Raw genomic sequence first — 17,362 nt, 5'->3', positions numbered from 1 at the left:
GCCATGGCGAACAATCAAAGCTCACCTGAACCAGGCGTCGGCCCGGATCGAAAGGCTGCCCTGAATAACACCTTGCGCCACCGTATCCTCACGATGCAGATAGCGCCGGGATCGGTTCTGGACGAAGTAGCGTTGAGCGAGGAATTTGGATTGTCCCGCCCCCCAGTGCGCGAAGCGATGCGACAGCTTGCTGGGGAAGGGTTCATTGAACTTGAAGCGAACCGGCCGGCCCGCGTGACCTCAATGAGCTACCAATCCCTTCGCGATTTCTTTTTGATCGCGCCGATGATCTATGTTGCGGCCACGCGGCTGGCCGCCGAACACGCGTCGAAGGCCGACATCGCGGGCCTGCGCGAGATACAGGACAGCTTTCGCGACGCGGTCCACAGCAACGACGTCGACGCCCGCGTCTTCTACAATGACAAATTTCACCTTCGGGTCGGCGAGATTGCGAACAATGCCTTCATTCTTCCAAGCCTTCGCCGGCTTTTGATTGATCATGCGCGTATCGGCAAGATTTTTTACAGACCGAGCAACGCGCGCATGTTGGAGGAGTTGCACGAGGCGTCGCGCCAACACGACGAAATGATCGATGCAATAGCGAACCACGATCCTGATCGAGCGGAGGCGTTGGTTCGTGCACACCTTGATTTATCGCGCAAGAACATGGCGATGTATGCCGCCCCGGAGGGAATGGCGATTTCTCTCGGTGTGTGACGGGATCTTTGTCGGTGGGTTACGCTATTCCACCAGACCAATCGGACGCAAAACGACTGATGTCATCGAAGACAGCGCGGGGCATCCGCAACGGTCGCTCCGTCGAGCGAAGCGGCCTGCCGCTGACGCCCGGGACGTGAACGCCGAGTTCCTCCAGCCGCCGGATCTGGTCGTGGGCACGGGCGATGTGGTCGCTCCCTTCCGAACCTGGCATCATTGCAATCACCGTCAACCCGACAGCGGGAGATGCATCGCCTGTTCTGAAGCTTGGCGTGTCCAGCGACCAGGGTCCGCCCGAGATGCCGGCCGACAGCAATTCAACGAGGAGCGCGACATTCGCACCCTTGCGACCGCCGAAGGGTAGCAGCGCGCCTAAAAGCGCCTTTTCGGCGTCCTGGGTATCGGCGCCTTGCGCGTCGACCGCCCAACCTTTGGGAATAGATCTTCCCTCGGCGGCAGCGGCGACGATGTTGACATAGGCAGTGGCGCTGGAAGATTGATCGATGATCAGCGGCGGGGTGCCATCGCCGAGCGGAAAGCCGAAGGCGATTGGGTTCGTGCTGTAAATGGCGGGTCCTCCTGCCTTTGCAACGACCATGGCATTCGCATTGGTAGCCGCAAGGCCGCTCAAGCCTTCCAACGCAAGCCGGCGCACGTAATAGCCGAGCTCGCCCGTCGTGTAGCTGTTCTTCTGGGTGAACAGCGCGACCCCGAAGGTGCGGGCGACGGCAACGAAGTCTTGGACGGCAAGATCGAAGCCGAGTTGCGCGATGCCACGGTCGGCATCGGATGACAGATAGGCGGGGAACGGGCGCGCAACGACTGGTGCGGGATCGCAGTTGATACGTCCCTCGCGAAAACTGTTCAGGTAATCGACCAGGTGCGGAAACCCGACAGCGGCGGAGCCGAAGCGGGCGGCCGACACTGTCGCGTCCACGAGCGAGCGGGCGCTCGCCGGATTGGCGCCGGCACCAAGGCAAGCTCTCAGCGCCAGATCCTCCGCTTCCGCTGCGCCGAGTTCCACGTCATCCGCCATGTCAGATCTCCAATCCCGCTTTCCGACCCTCATAAAACGCATAGGGCGCCTGCCGCGGGGCCGCGCAGTCGCCGATCTGTTGCGTAGCGATACCGCGTTCGGCGAGCCCCGGAATCAGCCAGTCGGCCGGGGCATTCGTGGTGGCCGTGACCAACGTATCCGCGTCGATGAAGCGACACTCTCCCGTGGTGTGGTCGATGATCGTCGCACCGTTGCCATGCCATTCGGTGATGCTGGCTTCGACGATCCATGTCACGCCGAGTTTCCTGAGCGCCTGCCGCATCGGAACGTCGGCTGCGGTTCTCTGCAACTCCTTGCCGACGAAGGGGTCGGGCGTCAGGATCGCCACTTCGTGGCCGTCCTCGGCGAGCTTCCAGGCGGTGCCGCAGCCACGCCAGCCGCCACCTTCATCCAAGAGCAGCACGCGCTTGCCCGGCCTTGCCTGCCGCGCCATCACGGCTTCGACCGTGAAGACGTTACCCTTCGCCAGGCCCGGCATCGTCTCGACCGCCGGCAGCGCTTTCTGGAAGCCCGTCTCCGGTGAATAGGAGCCGGTGGCGACGATGACACGCCCGAACTCGGAAGGGTCGATGTCCTCGGCCTCGATATAGGAGTTGAGGCGAACCTCTACACCGAGTTTTTCGAGTTGGCGCTCATACCAGGCGATGAGATCGAGGATCTGGGCTCTTCTGGGCTGCATGCCTGCCAGCAGGAAGTTACCGCCGAGCCGGTTCGACGCTTCTGTGAGCACGACCTTGTGTCCTCGCTCGGCGGCCACCCGGGCGGCCTCCAGTCCGGCTGGGCCACCGCCGATGACCAGCACGCGCTGGGGATCACTGGTCTTCAAAAAACGGTCGCCGTTCCATTCGGCCTCACGGCCGACGGATGGGTTGATCAGGCAGCTGATCCAGTAGTCACGTGACCGGCGTCCCCAGCACATCTGGTTGCACGAGATGCAGCCGCGAATGTCCTCCGGGCGATCCTCGTCCGCCTTGGTTGCCAGATGCGGATCGGCGATCTGGCCGCGCACGATCGATACGAGATCGGCGGCTCCTTCGCCCAGCACCGTTTCGGCGTTTTCCGGGGTGCGGATGTGGCTTTCGGCGATCACCACTGCATTCTTGACGACGCCTTTCAGGACCGCTGCGAGGTCGGCTCCCAGTTTCTCGGGATAGAGGAACGTCGGCATCAGCTTGTAGAAATCGAGGTAGCCTCCCGAGCCGCATGTGACATAGTCGATGAGGCCCAGTTCGTCGTGCAGGCGGATGATCTCGGCAAGCTCGTCGCGTTGAAGCGCAACCTTCACATCCGGTTCGTCGCTGACGGCAAGGCCGACGATGAGGTCGGGGCCGCAGACCTCCCTGATCCGTGTCAGGATTTCGCGCGACATCCGCGTGCGATTTTCAAGCGAACCGCCCCATTGATCATCACGCCGATTGCACCAGGGGGTCCAGAATTGATCCACCATGCCAAGATAGGCCGCCCACACTTCGACGCCGTCGAAGCCGGCGTCCCGACATCGCCGTGCCGCCTCGACGAAACCGTCGATCGTCTCAAGGATTTCGGCCTCGGTCATCGGATGCGAGCCGTCGCTGTCGTGATAGCTGGGCCCGCCAGAAGGCGACCAGTGCGGATGAAATGAGTTGTCGGAATCCCCATGCGCCCCGACATGATAGAGCTGCTGGATCGCGACGGCTTCATGTTCCTTGATTGCCTCAACCACCTTCTTGAAGTGGGGAATGACGCGATCGTCCGAATGCCGGAAGTTGCCGCGGGTGAGAACGGCTGCGGCATGCACGGGCATGGGTTCGACGACAATCATCGCGGCCCCGCCGATCGCGCGCTCCCGGTAATAGGCGGCATGGCGTTCGGTCGGCAGGCCCTCGACGGCCATGTTTGCGGTGTGGGCGCCGAACACGATCCGGTTCTTCAGCGTGTGCGACCGCAGTTTGAGAGGGGAGAATAACCGGGGAAACTTCTTGGACATGGCGCAACTCCGGGCGGGGAGAGGATCAGGTTGGGAAGGGGAACAGCGTCGTCGGCTCTTCCGGGCGGCGAACACACCGCCCGGAGGCAATTGGACGGTCGCGCCGGTGCCTCACGCGGCGGTGGCCGCAATCGCCATATCGCGATCGTTCGTCTCGTGCGCATTGACCATCGCGCCCGCCAGCTGGCGGAAGGTGACCGTGCCGAGAGGCTTTCCCGAGGGATCGACGACGATGATGTCGCCTTCGGGTGCAGAGGCGAGCGTACGCACCGCCTCTTCGATTGTGAGATCGGCGGCAATCCGTTGCCCGCTATCGACGGCGGTCGCGCCGAATGGCGTCATGATCGCCTCTACATGCACCACGCGACCCCGGTTCACCTCCTTCACGAAGTTCGCGACATAGTCGTCGGCCGGTCTCAGCACGATATCCTGGCTCGAACCCTGCTGGATGACCTCGCCGTCACGAAGGATGGCGATCTGGTCACCCAGCCTCAGTGCCTCGTCGAGATCATGGGTGATGAAGACGATCGTCTTCTTGATCTCCTTCTGCAGGTCCAGAAGCACCGTCTGCATGTCGGTGCGGATGAGGGGATCGAGGGCCGAATAGGCCTCATCCATCAAAAGCACCGGTGCGTCATTGGCAAGCGCGCGGGCAAGGCCGACGCGCTGCTGCATACCGCCGGAGAGCTGATTGGGATACTTCTGCTCGAAGCCTTTAAGACCGACCCGTTCCAGCCAGCACATGGCGGTGTCGATGCTTTGCGCGCGCGACACGCCCTGGATTTCAAGGCCGAAGATCGTGTTGTCGAGCACGCTTCGATGCGGAAGCAGCGCGAACTTCTGGAACACCATGGCCGTCTGATGGCGGCGGAATTCGCGCAGTTCCGTTTCCGGCATCTTCACCACGTCGACTCCGTCAACGAGCACTTCGCCTGCCGTCGGGTCGATCAGCCGGTTGATATGGCGGATGAGCGTCGACTTGCCCGATCCGGAAAGCCCCATGATCACCTGGATCGAGCCCGACGGCATCTCGATGTTGATGTCGCGAAGGCCGAGCACATGCCCGTAGCGCTCGTTGAGTTCCGTCTTGGTCAGGCCGTTCTTGACTGCCTCGACATGGGACTGCGCATTCGGCCCGAAGATCTTATAGAGATGGCGGATCTGGATACCGCCGAAAGCATGATCAGCCATGAACCACCTCCCGGTGCTTCTGCAGCCGTTCGCCGTAGGCCTGGCTGACACGGTCGAACATGATGGCGATGCCGACGATCGCAAGTCCGTTGAAGATGCCAAGCGTGAAGTACTGGTTGGCGATCGCCTTCAGTACGGGTTGGCCAAGCCCCTGAACGCCAATCATCGAGGCGATGACGACCATGGCAAGCGCCATCATGATGGTCTGGTTGATACCTGCCATGATGGTCGGGAGCGCCAGCGGGAGCTGAACTTTGAAGAGCTTCTGCCTGTTGTCGGCGCCGAAGGCATCGGCCGCCTCCAGCACGTCCTTGTCGACCAGGCGAATGCCGAGATTGGTGAGCCGGATCATCGGCGGGATAGCGTAGATGACGACGGCGATCAGGCCGGGAACCTTGCCGATGCCGAGCAGCATGACCACGGGGATCAGGTAGACGAAGCTCGGCATGGTCTGCATCACGTCGAGCACGGGATTGACGACCCGCTGGACCCGGTCGGAGCGCGACATCAGAATGCCGATCGGCAGTCCGATCGCGATCGACAGCACGGTGCAGACGAAGATCATCGAGATCGTCCGCATCGTGTCGTCCCACATGTCGAAGTAGCCGATCAGCAACAGCGTCACGAGACAGCCACCGACGATCCGCAGGCTCCTGGTGGCTCCCCAGGCGATGGCGAGGATCAGGAGCGTGATGATCGGCCATGGCGTCTTGGTCATGAAGCGTTCGGCGGCGATCAGAAAATGCTGCAGCGGCGTAAAAAATCCCTCGATCAGTTCGCCGTAATTGCGCGTAAAGCCGCGAAATGTCTCGTCGATGACCTTCTTCAGATCTCGAAGCGCGTTGTCGTCCATGTGCGGGAATTGATAAAACCAGTCCATTCGGTTCCCCTTCTCGAAAGAGCCGATGCGTTCTTGTTGTTATGTCGGCATGAACGGTGCGATGTGCGGGAAGCACACCGCACCGGGGTGTGGCAGTGCTAGTTACAGCGCAGCCTCGATCTTCGTGGCGGCCTCGGGGGAAACCCACTTTTTCCAGATATCCGGGTTTTCTTCGAGGAAGTGCTTGGCACCTTCTTCGCCGCTCGCCTGGTTGTCGGTCATCCAGGCCATGAGCTTGGCGATCGTCTCGTTGCTCCAGGAGCGTTTGTTGAGGTAGTCCATGACCTCGGGCCCGGCCTTTTCGGAAAAGGGCTTGGCGACGAGCGTCACGATCGTGTCGACCGGCCATGCGCTCGGTTTCGGGTCGGTGCATTCGGCAACCGTAATGCAACGCTTCCACTCGGCTGCGTCATAGGGGACGCCGGCTTCGAGCTGCACCATCTCGTATTTGCCAAGCAGGGCGGTCGGTGCCCAGTAGTAGCCGACCCAGCCTTCCTTGCGTTCGTAGGCCTTGGCAATCGAGCCGTCGAGGCCTGCGGCTGAGCCGGTGTCGACCAGCGTCCAGCCGGCTTTCTCTGCTTCGAAGGCCTTGTAGAGCTGTGCGGTCACGACCGTGCCGCCCCAGCCCTGCGGACCATTGAAGATCGCGCCCTTGCTCGGGTCTTCAGGGTCCTTGATGAGGTCGGGATGCTTCAGGAGATCGGGAATGCTCTTGATGTCGGGATGGGCATCGGCAAAGTATTTTGGGATCCACCAGCCCTGGACGCCGCCATCGGGAAGCGGAGAGCCGACCTTCACGATGCGGCCTTCCTCGGTTCCCTTCTTGACCACGTCGGGAAGCAGATCGATCCAGGCCTCGGGCGCGATATCGGGCTCGCCTTTTTCCGCCATCGAGGTGATGGTTGGCACGGTGTCGCCGATGGTGATTTCGGCGCTGCAGCCGTAACCTTCATTGAGAATGATCTTGTCGAGGTTGGAAATTACCTCGGCACTTTGCCAGTTCATGCTGGCGATGGTGACGCTGCCGCAATCCGCCGCGTTGGCGAGCGACGAACCGGCGACGGTTCCAAGGAACAGGCATGTCGATGCAAGCAAGCTTTTCATTATCGTTCCCTCTTTTGGCGGCTTTTTCTTTGAGACGGGGCGCCGCGGACCCCGTCCCCACGACGCTAGGAGGCTTCTCCCATGCGAACCGATTTTCTGAACGCAGCCGTCAGCCCGCGTGAAACGGCGGCATCAAAGCCGGCCGCGCGCATCTCCTCGATCGCGGCCGCTGTGGTGCCGCGATAATCGAGGAAGGTCTGGACAATGTCGGTCGGACAGTCGTCATGCTGCTCAAGCAGCCGGCCGGCACCCACGATAAGGGTGTTGACGGCACGCGTCGCGATCTCGGGTGCCAATCCATGCGAGACGGCGTCTGCCATCATCGCTTCGGCGAGCAGCGCCGGAAAGGCAGGTCCCGATCCGGTGAGGCCGGTCAGATAGTCGATTTCCGCTTCTGAACGCACTTCATCCTGAGAACCGCAGGCATCGAAGATCGCCCTTATGATGTTCCGATCGTTGTCCTGCAGCCCGTCGGCGGCGATCCACGGCGTATAGGACTTGCGAACTTCGGCCGCCGCATTGGGCAAGGTTCGGACCACGCGGTCAGTGCGGTGGTGCTCACTCAGAGCGCTGAGGCGAATGCCCGCCATGACGGAGATCAGTAGCTTGCCTTCGGCGACGACGGTCAGGCTGGGCCAGTCGGCCGGGCGGACAGAGAGAACGATAACGTCCGAACGGTTGGCAAGTGCCTGGTTGTCTGATGTCCAGAAGGAGCCGTTGAAACGGTCGGGGCGCTCGCTTCGATAGGAGAGCGACAGGTCTTGAGGCTCGACGATGCCGGCATCGAGAATGGCTGCGGCGATTGCTCCGCCCAGCCATCCGGCACCACCAATTACGCCAACCCTCAAAGGTCCGTCCGTTTCCATTCTTCTCTCATTCTGGTTTGTAGCCATGCCGGGCGAAGAAGCGGTCGAGCTCCCTCTGCTGCGGCGTTTGTCCGGTGTAGATTGCGATGTATTCCGGGATGCGCTTCATGCGGAGCGCGAGGTCCTCCTTGGATTGCATCGAGATATACCCAATCTGCACCAGGTAGGTCGTTCGCGCGCGGACGTCCGCCGGACCCGCCTCGTAGCCGAAACGCATGAACATGCGGCCCAGCGCCTCCATTCTCGCCTGATCGGCCTCATGTACTTCGGCCTGTATCTCGGGCGATTGCAGCGCCCAGCTGCGAACGGCGAACTCGAACTGGGAGTCGAACAGATCCTTGTTCACCCAGCAGTCGAAAACGTTCAGCATCGCTTCGGCGAGAGACTCCGCATAGGCTTCGGACTGCTTGACGAGGTTACCCGTATTCTTCTCCCTCCAGCGCGCGATGAGAGCGTTCAACAGTTCCTCCCGGTCCTTGAAGAACCAATAGAAGCTGGTCCGGGAAAGATTGAGCCGTTTGGCCAACGGCAGGATCTTCACCGAGTCCACGCCTGACTCGAGCAGGGAATCGTAGGCGGCTTCGAGCCACCCCTCCTGAGAACCGCGCCAGCCAGTGTCACTCATCGACTGTTCCATGATTGCCTCCTAACAAATCCAAAGGGCCGCTTCAAGGAAACTGTACACGTGTGTCGAATAAACAAACTATTGTGTTTTTGATTATTGACACGTGTGTACAGTTCCTCATACCGTTGCGATTAAAGTCCCATAAACCGGAGCCCGTCGCATGTCGAACGACCCCCTGCTTCAGCCATTTCAGTTGAAGCATTTGACCCTGCGCAACCGCATCATCGTCACGTCTCACGAGCCGGCCTATCCGGAAGACGGTATGCCAAAGGGCCGCTACCGTGCCTATACGGTCGAGCGGGCCAAGGGCGGCGTGGCGCTGACGATGACCGCCGGGTCTGCGGCAGTCTCGAAAGACAGCCCCCCGGTCTTCAACAATCTGCTGGCCTACAAGGACGAAATCGTGCCGTGGATCAGGGAAATGACCGACGCCGTGCATGAGCAGGGCGCCGCGATCATGATCCAGCTCACGCACCTCGGCAGGCGCACTCGTTGGGACAAAGGTGACTGGCTCCCGGTCGTTGCACCCTCTCACCATCGCGAAGCGTCACACCGCGCCGTTCCGAAGAAGATCGAAGACTGGGACATCGAGCGCATCATCAAGGATTTTGCGGACGCCGCCGAACGCATGAAGGCGGGCGGCATGGATGGTGTCGAGCTGGAAGCCTACGGGCATCTCATCGACCAGTTCACCTCGCCGCTTACCAACGAACTCGATGGTCCCTATGGCGGCTCGCTCGATAACCGTTTGCGTTTCTGTCTCGACGTCTTCAAGGCGATGCGCGAAAGGGTCGGCAACGACTTTATCCTCGGCGTACGCTACACGGCGGACGAGTGTCTTCCCGGCGGGACCGGAAAGGCTGAAGGCCTGGAGATCTCCCGTCGTCTGAAGGAAAGCGGTCTCATCGATTATCTGAATGTCATCCGTGGTCATATCGATACGGATGCGGGCCTGACAGACGTCATCCCGATCCAGGGCATGGCGAGCGCGCCGCATCTGGATTTTGCGGGCGATGTACGCGCAGCAACCAAATTCCCGACCTTCCATGCCGCAAAGATCCAGGACGTGGCGACGGCTCGTCACGCGATCGCTGCCGGCAAGGTTGACATGATCGGCATGACCCGCGCTCACATGACCGATCCGCATATCGTGCGCAAGATCATGGAAAAGCGCGAGGACGACATCCGCCCCTGTGTCGGCGCCAACTACTGTCTTGACCGGATCTATCAAGGTGGCATGGCCTTCTGCATTCACAATGCGGCGACCGGCCGCGAAGAAACGATGCCGCATCGGATCCCGAAGGCCGCGGTTCGGAAGAAAGTCGTAATCGTGGGGGCGGGTCCTGCTGGCCTTGAAGCCGCTCGCGTCTCCGCCGAACGGGGGCATGAGGTCGTCGTTTTCGAGGCCGCGAACCATCCGGGCGGACAGATCCGGCTGACGGCCCAGAGCGAACGCCGGCGGGAGATGATCAGCATCATCGACTGGCGCATGAGCCAATGCGAAAAGCTCGGCGTCACCTTCCGGTTCAACACATGGGCCGAGGCTGACACCGTGCTTGCCGACGCGCCCGACGTGGTCATCATCGCCACGGGCGGATTGCCGCACACAGAGGTTCTTTCGAAAGGCAATGAGCTCGTTGTTTCCTCCTGGGACATCATCTCGGGTGATGTGAAGCCTGGAACCAACGTTCTCATCTTCGACGATGCCGGCGACCATGCTGGTCTCCAGGCCGCGGAATTCATCGCCAAGGCAGGCGCCAAGGTCGAGATCATGACGCCGGACCGTTCCTTCGCGCCGGAAGTCATGGCGATGAACCTCGTTCCCTATATGCGCTCGCTGCAGAAACTCGATGTCACCTTCACCGTCACCTACAGGCTGGAGGCGGCAGAAAAGAGTGGCAATCAGATCATCGCGCATGTCGGCAGCGACTATGGCGGCGTGGCCAAGCAGCAGACCTTCGATCAGATCGTCGTCAATCACGGCACCATTCCGCTCGATGACCTCTATTTCGAACTGAAACCTGGTTCGAGGAACCTCGGCGAGGTCTCCTACGACGACCTGATTTCCGGAGCGCCGCAGTCGGTTGAACGCAACCCGGAGGGTGCCTACCAACTCTTCCGGATCGGCGACGCGGTCGCGGCGCGCAACACGCATGCGGCCATCTACGACGCGCTCCGTCTTGCCAAGGATCTCTGACGATGGCGCGGGTCGACGCTCTGCAGGCTTTTCTGGACACGGCTTTCGTCGCGTTCGACCAATTCGCTCAGGATCTAAGGGCGCGCCGGTCAATCATGGAGATATTTGCCCAGCTCGAAGCGCCGCAACCCCAACGCTTGAACATCGGAGAGCGCCTTCCGGTCTGCAACCATCATATCGAGAGCGTTCTGGCAACGAAAACCGGGCGACCGTCCCTGGACACACTGATTGAGCGCTTCGCGGGCCTTGAGCCGATGCTCGAATGGAAGTGGCGCTCCGTCTACGACCATACGGCAAGCGAGAATTTCCTGCCGGGCCACGCCAATGCGATGATCGTTGGGCCGGGCGGTCTGGAGGACCGAAGGGACCTCTGGCTTGGCGCGACGCTGATGGCGCCGAACGTGCGTTATCCCGATCACGACCATGCCCCCGAAGAAACCTACCTGGTCCTGTCGGAGGGGGAGTTTCAGCACGGCACCTCGGAATGGTTCTCACCCGGGATCGGAGGTTCGTTCTACAATCCGCCTGGCGTCCGGCACGCCATGCGTTCCGGCGAAACACCGCTGTTCGCCTTCTGGGCTTTGTTGCCTGATCGACCGAGACACTGAAGTGAAAGCGTTCGGCTACAACCGATCGCAGGAGGAAGGTTGCGATGAAAATACTTGTGACGGTGAAGCGGGTGGTTGACTACAACGTCAAGATCCGCGTGAAGGCAGACGGTTCGGGCGTCGAGCTTGCGAACGTGAAGATGTCGATGAACCCCTTCGACGAAATCTCGGTCGAAGAAGCGCTCAGGCTGAAGGAAGCCGGCAAGGCGGAGGAGGTCGTCGTCGTTTCCGTTGGTCCGGCCAAGGCCGAAGAGACGCTGCGCACCGCCCTTGCCATGGGTGCCGATCGCGCCATCCTGGTTGAGACCGAAGACCAGGTCGAGCCGCTCACTGTGGCCAAGATCGTCAAGGGCGTTGCCGAAGCCGAACAGCCGGGGCTGATCATCGTCGGCAAGCAGGCGATCGACGACGATTCGAACCAGACCGGCCAGATGCTGTCGGCGCTGCTCGGCTGGGCCCAGGGCACCTTTGCCTCCAAGGTCGAGATCGGCGATGGCAAGGCGACCGTGACCCGCGAAGTCGACGGCGGACTGCAGACAATCGACATCAAGCTGCCGGCAGTTGTCACCACCGACCTGCGCCTCAACGAACCGCGCTACGCCTCGCTGCCGAACATCATGAAGGCGAAGAAGAAGCCGCTCGACAGACACACCCCTGCGGACTTCGGCGTCGACACCGCTGCCCGCCTCAAGGTGCTGAAGACCGAGGAGCCGTCGGGCCGCAAGGCTGGCATCAAGGTCAAGTCGGTCGCCGAGCTCGTCGAAAAGCTTAAAGTCGAAGCCGGCGTGCTCTGATTTCAGGAAAGGGAGATATCATCATGGCCGTTCTTCTTCTGGCTGACCACGACAGCAACCACCTTTCCGACCAGACCGCCAAGGCGCTGACCGCCGCCTCCAAGATCGCCAGTGGGACTGGAGCCGACGTGCATGTGCTGGTCGCCGGTAGCGGCGCCAATCAGGCGGCCGAGCAGGCGGCCAAGCTTTCGGGCGTTGCCAAGGTGCTCGTCGCCGACGACGCCTCGCTTGCCAACAACCTCGCAGAGCCCTTAGCAGCCCTCATCGTCTCGCTCGCCGGCAACTACGACACGATCGTCGCAGCCGCGACCTCGGTCGGCAAGAACGTCATGCCGCGTGTCGCAGCGCTGCTCGACGTCGCCCAGGTCTCGGAAATCATCGAGGTCGTCTCTGCCGACACTTATCTGCGCCCGATCTATGCCGGCAACGCCATCCAGACGGTGCAGACGACGGAAGCCAAGCGTGTCATCACCGTGCGCACCGCCTCCTTCGCCTCTGCCGCTGAAGGCGGTTCGGCTGCAATCGAAAGTGTCGCGGCTGCCGCCAACCCGGGTGTCTCGAGCTTCGTCGCCGACGCGCTGTCGTCGTCCGACCGCCCGGAGCTGACCTCGGCCAAGATCATCATCTCCGGTGGTCGTGCGCTCGGTTCCTCGGAGAAGTTCCGGCAAGTGATCCTGCCGGTTGCCGACAAGCTCGGCGCTGCCGTCGGTGCTTCGCGCGCTGCCGTCGATGCCGGCTACGCGCCGAACGACTGGCAGGTCGGTCAGACCGGCAAGGTGGTCGCACCCGATCTCTATATCGCCTGCGGCATCTCCGGTGCGATCCAGCATCTGGCCGGCATGAAGGATTCGAAGGTCATCGTCGCGATCAACAAGGACGAAGAGGCGCCGATTTTCCAGGTCGCCGACTACGGCCTGGTTGCCGATCTCTTCGAAGCGCTGCCGGAAGTCGAAAAGACGCTCTAACGCGGTTTGAACCGAACGACATCGAGGTCGGCCGCCGCGCGCGCCCGGCTCAGCCCGCAATTCAGCGAATAACAAAGGGGGATCCTAAGATGGATGTAAGTGCCGCCGTTGCCGTTCAGGCAGGCAAGCCGCTCGAGGTCATGACGGTTCAGCTCGAAGGCCCAAAGGCCGGCGAAGTGCTGATCGAGGTCAAGGCCACCGGCATCTGCCACACGGACGACTTCACGCTGTCCGGTGCCGATCCGGAAGGCCTGTTCCCGGCGATCCTCGGCCATGAGGGCGCCGGCATCGTCGTCGACGTCGGCCCGCGCGTCACCTCAGTGAAGAAGGGCGATCACGTCATTCCGCTCTACACGCCCGAATGCCGCTCCTGCCCGTCCTGCCTGTCGCGCAAGACCAATCTCTGCACCGCGATCCGCTCGACCCAGGGCCAGGGCCTGATGCCCGACGGCACCTCGCGCTTCTCGATCGGCAAGGACAAGATCCACCACTACATGGGCTGCTCGACCTTCGCCAACTACACGGTGCTGCCGGAGATCGCCGTTGCCAAGGTCAACCCGGACGCGCCCTTCGACAAGATCTGCTACATCGGCTGCGGCGTCACCACCGGCATCGGTGCGGTCATCAACACGGCCAAGGTGGAGATGGGCGCGACCGCAATCGTCTTCGGTCTTGGTGGCATCGGCCTCAACGTCATCCAGGGCCTGCGTCTCGCCGGTGCCGACATGATCATCGGCGTCGACCTCAACAACGACAAGAAGGCCTGGGGCGAACGCTTCGGCATGACCCACTTCGTCAACCCGAAGGAAGTGGGCGACGACATCGTGCCCTATCTGGTCAACATGACGAAGCGTGGGGCCGACCAGATCGGCGGTGCCGATTACACCTTCGACTGCACCGGCAACACCAAGGTGATGCGCCAGGCGCTCGAAGCCTCGCATCGCGGCTGGGGCAAGTCGGTCGTCATCGGCGTCGCCGGCGCCGGCCAGGAGATCTCCACCCGGCCGTTCCAGCTGGTCACCGGCCGCAGCTGGATGGGTACCGCCTTCGGCGGCGCGCGCGGCCGCACCGACGTGCCTGACATCGTCGACTGGTACATGGAGGGCAAGATCGAGATCGACCCGATGATCACCCACACCATGCCACTCGAAGACATCAATAAGGGCTTCGAGCTGATGCATTCCGGCGAGAGCATCCGCTGCGTGGTGGTATACTGAGCGCGAGTTCAATATCGCTTTCAGACGGCAATGCATTGATCGCACCGCGAGATTGACGGTGTTTGAGATCGGCCGGGCATCTCGCACCGGCTATGAAGGAGGAGAAGCCCATGCCGAGCATTGCAATACATCCATCGGTCGACAGCGGGTTCAAGGCGACAGACGCGGCCTTTTCCGGCGGCACGCTTGTCTGCAACTGCACCAGCAATCCGGTGAAGGTCCGCATCAAGGGCGACATCGCCCACAACCATGCCTGCGGCTGCACCAAATGCTGGAAACCTGACGGCGCTGTCTTTTCAGTCGTTGCCGTGGCACCGACCGCCAACGTCGAAGTCCTTCAGAACGGAGACAAACTTGCAGTCGTGGATCCAGGCGCGCTGATCCAGCGGCATGCCTGCAAGGATTGCGGCGTGCACATGTACGGTCCCGTCGAACGCGATCATGCTTTCAAGGGCCTGTCTTTCGTGCACCCTGAGCGTTTCCAGGAAGCGGGCTGGGCAAAGCCGGGCTTTGCCGCCTTCGTCTCCTCGATCATCGAGAGTGGCTATGATCCTGCTGGAATGGACGGCATGCGCGCCCGGTTACGCGAACTGGGCATTGAGCCCTATGACTGCCTCAATCCTGTACTGATGGATGTTATCGCCACGTGGACCGCGAAGAAGAGCGGCGCGCTCAAAGCATGAGATTTCCCGGTCCAGCCAGTGGCTGGACCGGATCATTCCCCCTGTAGCCTAGCGATCGATGACGAGGTCGCTCAGCGGCTTCGAACAACAGGGCAGGAAGAGCCCAGCGTCGATTTCTCGCTGCCGGATGCCGCCATTGTGGTTCATCTCGACCGAGCCGGATACGAGCTTCGACTTGCACGTGCCACAGACGCCGTTCGAACAGGATGACGGCAGTTTCACTCCGGCCTTCTTCGCGCAGGAGAGCACGGTCTGTTCTTCTGCAACCTCGATCTTGCGAGCCTGTTTGGAAAATTCGACCTGGAACGTTCGGGTGGCCGGCTCTTCGATGACGGGAACATCCACGTCGTCGACCACGGCCGCGTCGAAGCTCTCCTCGATATAGTTGGATGGCGGAACGCCCAGTTCGGCGCAGATCGCGCGTGCAGCCGCCATAAACGGCGCCGGGCCGCAACACAGGACGACGCGCTCGGCCAGATCTGGAACCGCTAGCTTCATATATGCGGGCGAAATCCGCCCTGTCAGCCCGGGCCAGTTCGCTTCACCGGAAATGACTTCCGGTAAAAATTGCAGGCGGAGACCTTTGATCCGATTTGCAAGATTGGCGAGTTCGTCGCGAAAGACCAGGTCCTTCGGGGTGCGTGCCGCATGCATGAAGACGACGTCGACAGGCTCGCAGGTGTCGGCGAGCTCGCGAACCATCGCCATGACCGGCGTAATCCCTGAACCTCCCGACAGAAACAGATACTTCCTCGCGTTCGGGCGCGTGAAATGACCGAGGGGACCGTTCGCCTTAACTCTGGCATTGACGGTCAGGTTGTCGTGAAGCCAGTTCGAGATCTTGCCGCCGGCGACGCGTTTGACCGTGACCGAAAACGCATTACTACGCCTCGGCGACGACGAGATGCTGTAGCAACGGCTTTCCGGTTCGCCGTCGATATCGAGGTCGAACAGGAAGTATTGACCGGCTTCAAAGGCAAAGCACTTGCCCTCGGGGGACGCGAAGGTGAATGTCCTTACGTCGTGCGTTTCTTCGTGGACATCGACGCAGACCAGATCTTCATCGCTGTTGCGGTTCCACAAACCGTTAGGCTCAAGACGCTCAGCCGGGGAAAAGTTGCTCTTAGTATCCATGTGCGCGCATCCGGTCGATGTACCACGACGCAAACTTGTCGAGGTTGGTTTCGGAGAAGGGCGAGTAGGGGCCCGGCACATAGGCAGGATCCTCGACGCCGGCGTGCGAGCGGGCGACGAGTTCGGCGTCCTGATCGGTCGTGGCGATCCAGACGTTGGTCAGTTTTTCGAGGTCGTAGTCGACGCCCTCGACGGCATCCTTGCGGACGAGCCATTTCGTGCGCACGAGCGTCTTATCGGCCGAGAGCGGTATGACGATCGCAACCACCGCGTGGTCGCCCATGAAGTGGTTCCAGCTGTTGTGACCCCAGAGATGCATGTCACCGAGATCCTTGCGCGACATTGTTCCAAGCAGCTTTGCCGAAGCGGCCGTTGCATCGGGGGTCTGGGATTCGCCGGCACCGGAAATGATCAATCGCTGTGTGCGAAAATTTGTAGTGCAGTCCACCAGTTGCTCGACGGCCGCAGACGGATAGCCGTCGGCCTCCCATAGTCTGGTGCGCTCCTCATAGAGCGAGAAATGCTCTTCGGCCTGGGCTCGATCTTCCGGGCTCAATGCCTCCGGGTCGAAGCCGAAATCAAGGTCGACGAAGGAGACGCAGAGTTCGGGATGGTTGGCGGAGCAGTGGTAGCACTCACGATTGTTCTCGATCGTGAGCTTCCAATTTCCCTGCTCGATCACATCGGATTCGTACGCGACCTTGGCGTTTCTGATGTCGTAGGGTGCAAGGCGTTCGGCCATGATTTCGACGAGGCGATCGATGTCTTCGGGCGGATTGTCTGACAGGCAGGCATAGATCAGGCCGCCGACCGATTTGAAGGTCACCGGTTTGAGGCTGCGGCATGCCTTGTCGAAGCCCTTGCCCATATGGGGGGCATAGCTCAGCTCGCCCGTCAGTTCATAAGTCCAGGTGTGATAGGGACAGACGAGCTTCGAAACGATCGTCTTTCCGGCATCGAGCAGGCGTGCACCGCGGTGGCGGCAGACATTGTGCATGACGCGGATCTCGCCATCGTCGTCGCGCAAGAGGATGAGGCTGGTCTTGCCGATATCGACGACCGTTGCATCGCCCGGTTCCGGCACATCGCATTCTAGGCCGATGCAGATCCAGTGGCGGCGGAAGAACACCTCGAGATCTGCCTCGAACACGTCCTCGCGTGTGTAAAGGCCGGCCGGAAGTGAATGTCCTTCGGCTCTTGCATCCAGGAGGGCCGATATGGGAGAAGCAAATGTTTGCAGCATAATTCCACCTTATGTTCCAATCGAAGGCCGATGGGCTGAAAGGCAGGATCGCTCAGCTATTCTAGTCACTCAACGGCATAAATATACGCGAATGACATTACCAAATGTAATGGAA

16 protein-coding genes are annotated in these 17,362 nt (G+C 61.2%); 7 read left to right on the top strand and 9 right to left on the bottom strand.

Translation table 11 applies throughout. The features are described 5' to 3' along the window. Window positions 1-3 precede the first annotated feature (3 nt). Window positions 4-717: a GntR family transcriptional regulator gene (locus tag AC3WWH_RS21035; protein WP_058323038.1), complete on the top strand. Its 714-nt coding sequence runs from the start codon at window positions 4-6 to the stop codon at window positions 715-717. Window positions 718-736: 19 nt separating this feature from the next. Here AC3WWH_RS21035 and AC3WWH_RS21030 read toward each other — a convergent pair whose 3' ends face one another. The 7 genes from AC3WWH_RS21030 to AC3WWH_RS21000 form a co-directional block, all read right to left on the bottom strand. Further along, entirely contained in the window at window positions 737-1,753 is a 1,017-nt protein-coding gene (locus AC3WWH_RS21030; protein ID WP_492377237.1) for an Ldh family oxidoreductase, read from the bottom strand. Between the two features lies 1 nt (window position 1,754). Further along, on the bottom strand, window positions 1,755-3,740 hold the full coding sequence (locus AC3WWH_RS21025) for an oxidoreductase (RefSeq protein WP_492377236.1): 1,986 nt from the start codon (window positions 3,738-3,740) through the stop codon (window positions 1,755-1,757). 111 nt (window positions 3,741-3,851) lie between these two features. Continuing rightward, window positions 3,852-4,931 carry a quaternary amine ABC transporter ATP-binding protein gene (locus tag AC3WWH_RS21020; protein WP_058323041.1) on the bottom strand — a complete coding sequence of 360 codons (1,080 nt, stop codon included), beginning with the start codon at window positions 4,929-4,931 and terminating at the stop codon, window positions 3,852-3,854. Further along, window positions 4,924-5,811 carry an ABC transporter permease gene (locus tag AC3WWH_RS21015; protein WP_058323042.1) on the bottom strand — a complete coding sequence of 296 codons (888 nt, stop codon included), beginning with the start codon at window positions 5,809-5,811 and terminating at the stop codon, window positions 4,924-4,926. The genes AC3WWH_RS21020 and AC3WWH_RS21015 overlap by 8 nt, the downstream gene beginning before the upstream one ends. 102 nt (window positions 5,812-5,913) lie before the next feature. Beyond that, window positions 5,914-6,915 carry an ABC transporter substrate-binding protein gene (locus AC3WWH_RS21010; protein ID WP_058323043.1) on the bottom strand — a complete coding sequence of 334 codons (1,002 nt, stop codon included), beginning with the start codon at window positions 6,913-6,915 and terminating at the stop codon, window positions 5,914-5,916. A 65-nt stretch (window positions 6,916-6,980) separates the two neighbouring features. Next, complete coding sequence (locus AC3WWH_RS21005; protein WP_058323044.1) at window positions 6,981-7,781, bottom strand: pyrroline-5-carboxylate reductase family protein; 801 nt, start codon at window positions 7,779-7,781, stop codon at window positions 6,981-6,983. Between the two features lie 7 nt (window positions 7,782-7,788). Continuing rightward, window positions 7,789-8,418 carry a TetR/AcrR family transcriptional regulator gene (locus tag AC3WWH_RS21000; RefSeq protein WP_058323045.1) on the bottom strand — a complete coding sequence of 210 codons (630 nt, stop codon included), beginning with the start codon at window positions 8,416-8,418 and terminating at the stop codon, window positions 7,789-7,791. A 148-nt stretch (window positions 8,419-8,566) separates the two neighbouring features. Here AC3WWH_RS21000 and AC3WWH_RS20995 point away from each other — a divergent pair, with 148 nt between their 5' ends. The 6 genes from AC3WWH_RS20995 (at window position 8,567) to gfa (ending at window position 14,870) form a co-directional block, all read left to right on the top strand. Next, window positions 8,567-10,603: an oxidoreductase gene (locus tag AC3WWH_RS20995; protein WP_492377235.1), complete on the top strand. Its 2,037-nt coding sequence runs from the start codon at window positions 8,567-8,569 to the stop codon at window positions 10,601-10,603. Window positions 10,604-10,605: 2 nt separating this feature from the next. Beyond that, window positions 10,606-11,211 carry a dimethylsulfonioproprionate lyase family protein gene (locus AC3WWH_RS20990; protein ID WP_058323047.1) on the top strand — a complete coding sequence of 202 codons (606 nt, stop codon included), beginning with the start codon at window positions 10,606-10,608 and terminating at the stop codon, window positions 11,209-11,211. A 44-nt stretch (window positions 11,212-11,255) separates the two neighbouring features. After that, a complete protein-coding gene (locus AC3WWH_RS20985; protein ID WP_492377234.1) occupies window positions 11,256-12,005 on the top strand; it encodes an electron transfer flavoprotein subunit beta/FixA family protein in 750 nt (249 codons plus the stop codon). A 23-nt stretch (window positions 12,006-12,028) separates the two neighbouring features. Continuing rightward, the gene (locus tag AC3WWH_RS20980) at window positions 12,029-12,970 is read left to right on the top strand and encodes an electron transfer flavoprotein subunit alpha/FixB family protein (protein ID WP_492377233.1); all 942 of its coding nucleotides are present in this window, start codon (window positions 12,029-12,031) and stop codon (window positions 12,968-12,970) included. A gap of 89 nt (window positions 12,971-13,059) precedes the next feature. Then, window positions 13,060-14,187 (top strand): S-(hydroxymethyl)glutathione dehydrogenase/class III alcohol dehydrogenase, encoded by a 1,128-nt coding sequence (locus tag AC3WWH_RS20975; RefSeq protein WP_492377232.1) that lies wholly within the window; start codon window positions 13,060-13,062, stop codon window positions 14,185-14,187. 110 nt (window positions 14,188-14,297) lie between these two features. After that, window positions 14,298-14,870 carry an S-(hydroxymethyl)glutathione synthase gene (gene gfa, locus AC3WWH_RS20970; RefSeq protein ID WP_058325189.1) on the top strand — a complete coding sequence of 191 codons (573 nt, stop codon included), beginning with the start codon at window positions 14,298-14,300 and terminating at the stop codon, window positions 14,868-14,870. Between the two features lie 48 nt (window positions 14,871-14,918). On the opposite strand, the gene AC3WWH_RS20965 is transcribed toward gfa, so the two are convergent. Both AC3WWH_RS20965 and AC3WWH_RS20960 read right to left on the bottom strand, forming a co-directional pair. Then, on the bottom strand, window positions 14,919-16,004 hold the full coding sequence (locus AC3WWH_RS20965; protein ID WP_058325188.1) for an FAD-binding oxidoreductase: 1,086 nt from the start codon (window positions 16,002-16,004) through the stop codon (window positions 14,919-14,921). Continuing rightward, window positions 15,994-17,247 carry an aromatic ring-hydroxylating dioxygenase subunit alpha gene (locus AC3WWH_RS20960; protein WP_113398950.1) on the bottom strand — a complete coding sequence of 418 codons (1,254 nt, stop codon included), beginning with the start codon at window positions 17,245-17,247 and terminating at the stop codon, window positions 15,994-15,996. Before AC3WWH_RS20960 ends, AC3WWH_RS20965 begins: the two co-directional genes overlap by 11 nt. Window positions 17,248-17,362 lie beyond the last annotated feature (115 nt).

This window comes from Ensifer sp. EB106-03-01-XG145, assembly GCF_058792075.1.
This window is presented reverse-complemented; position numbering and strand designations above follow the sequence as displayed.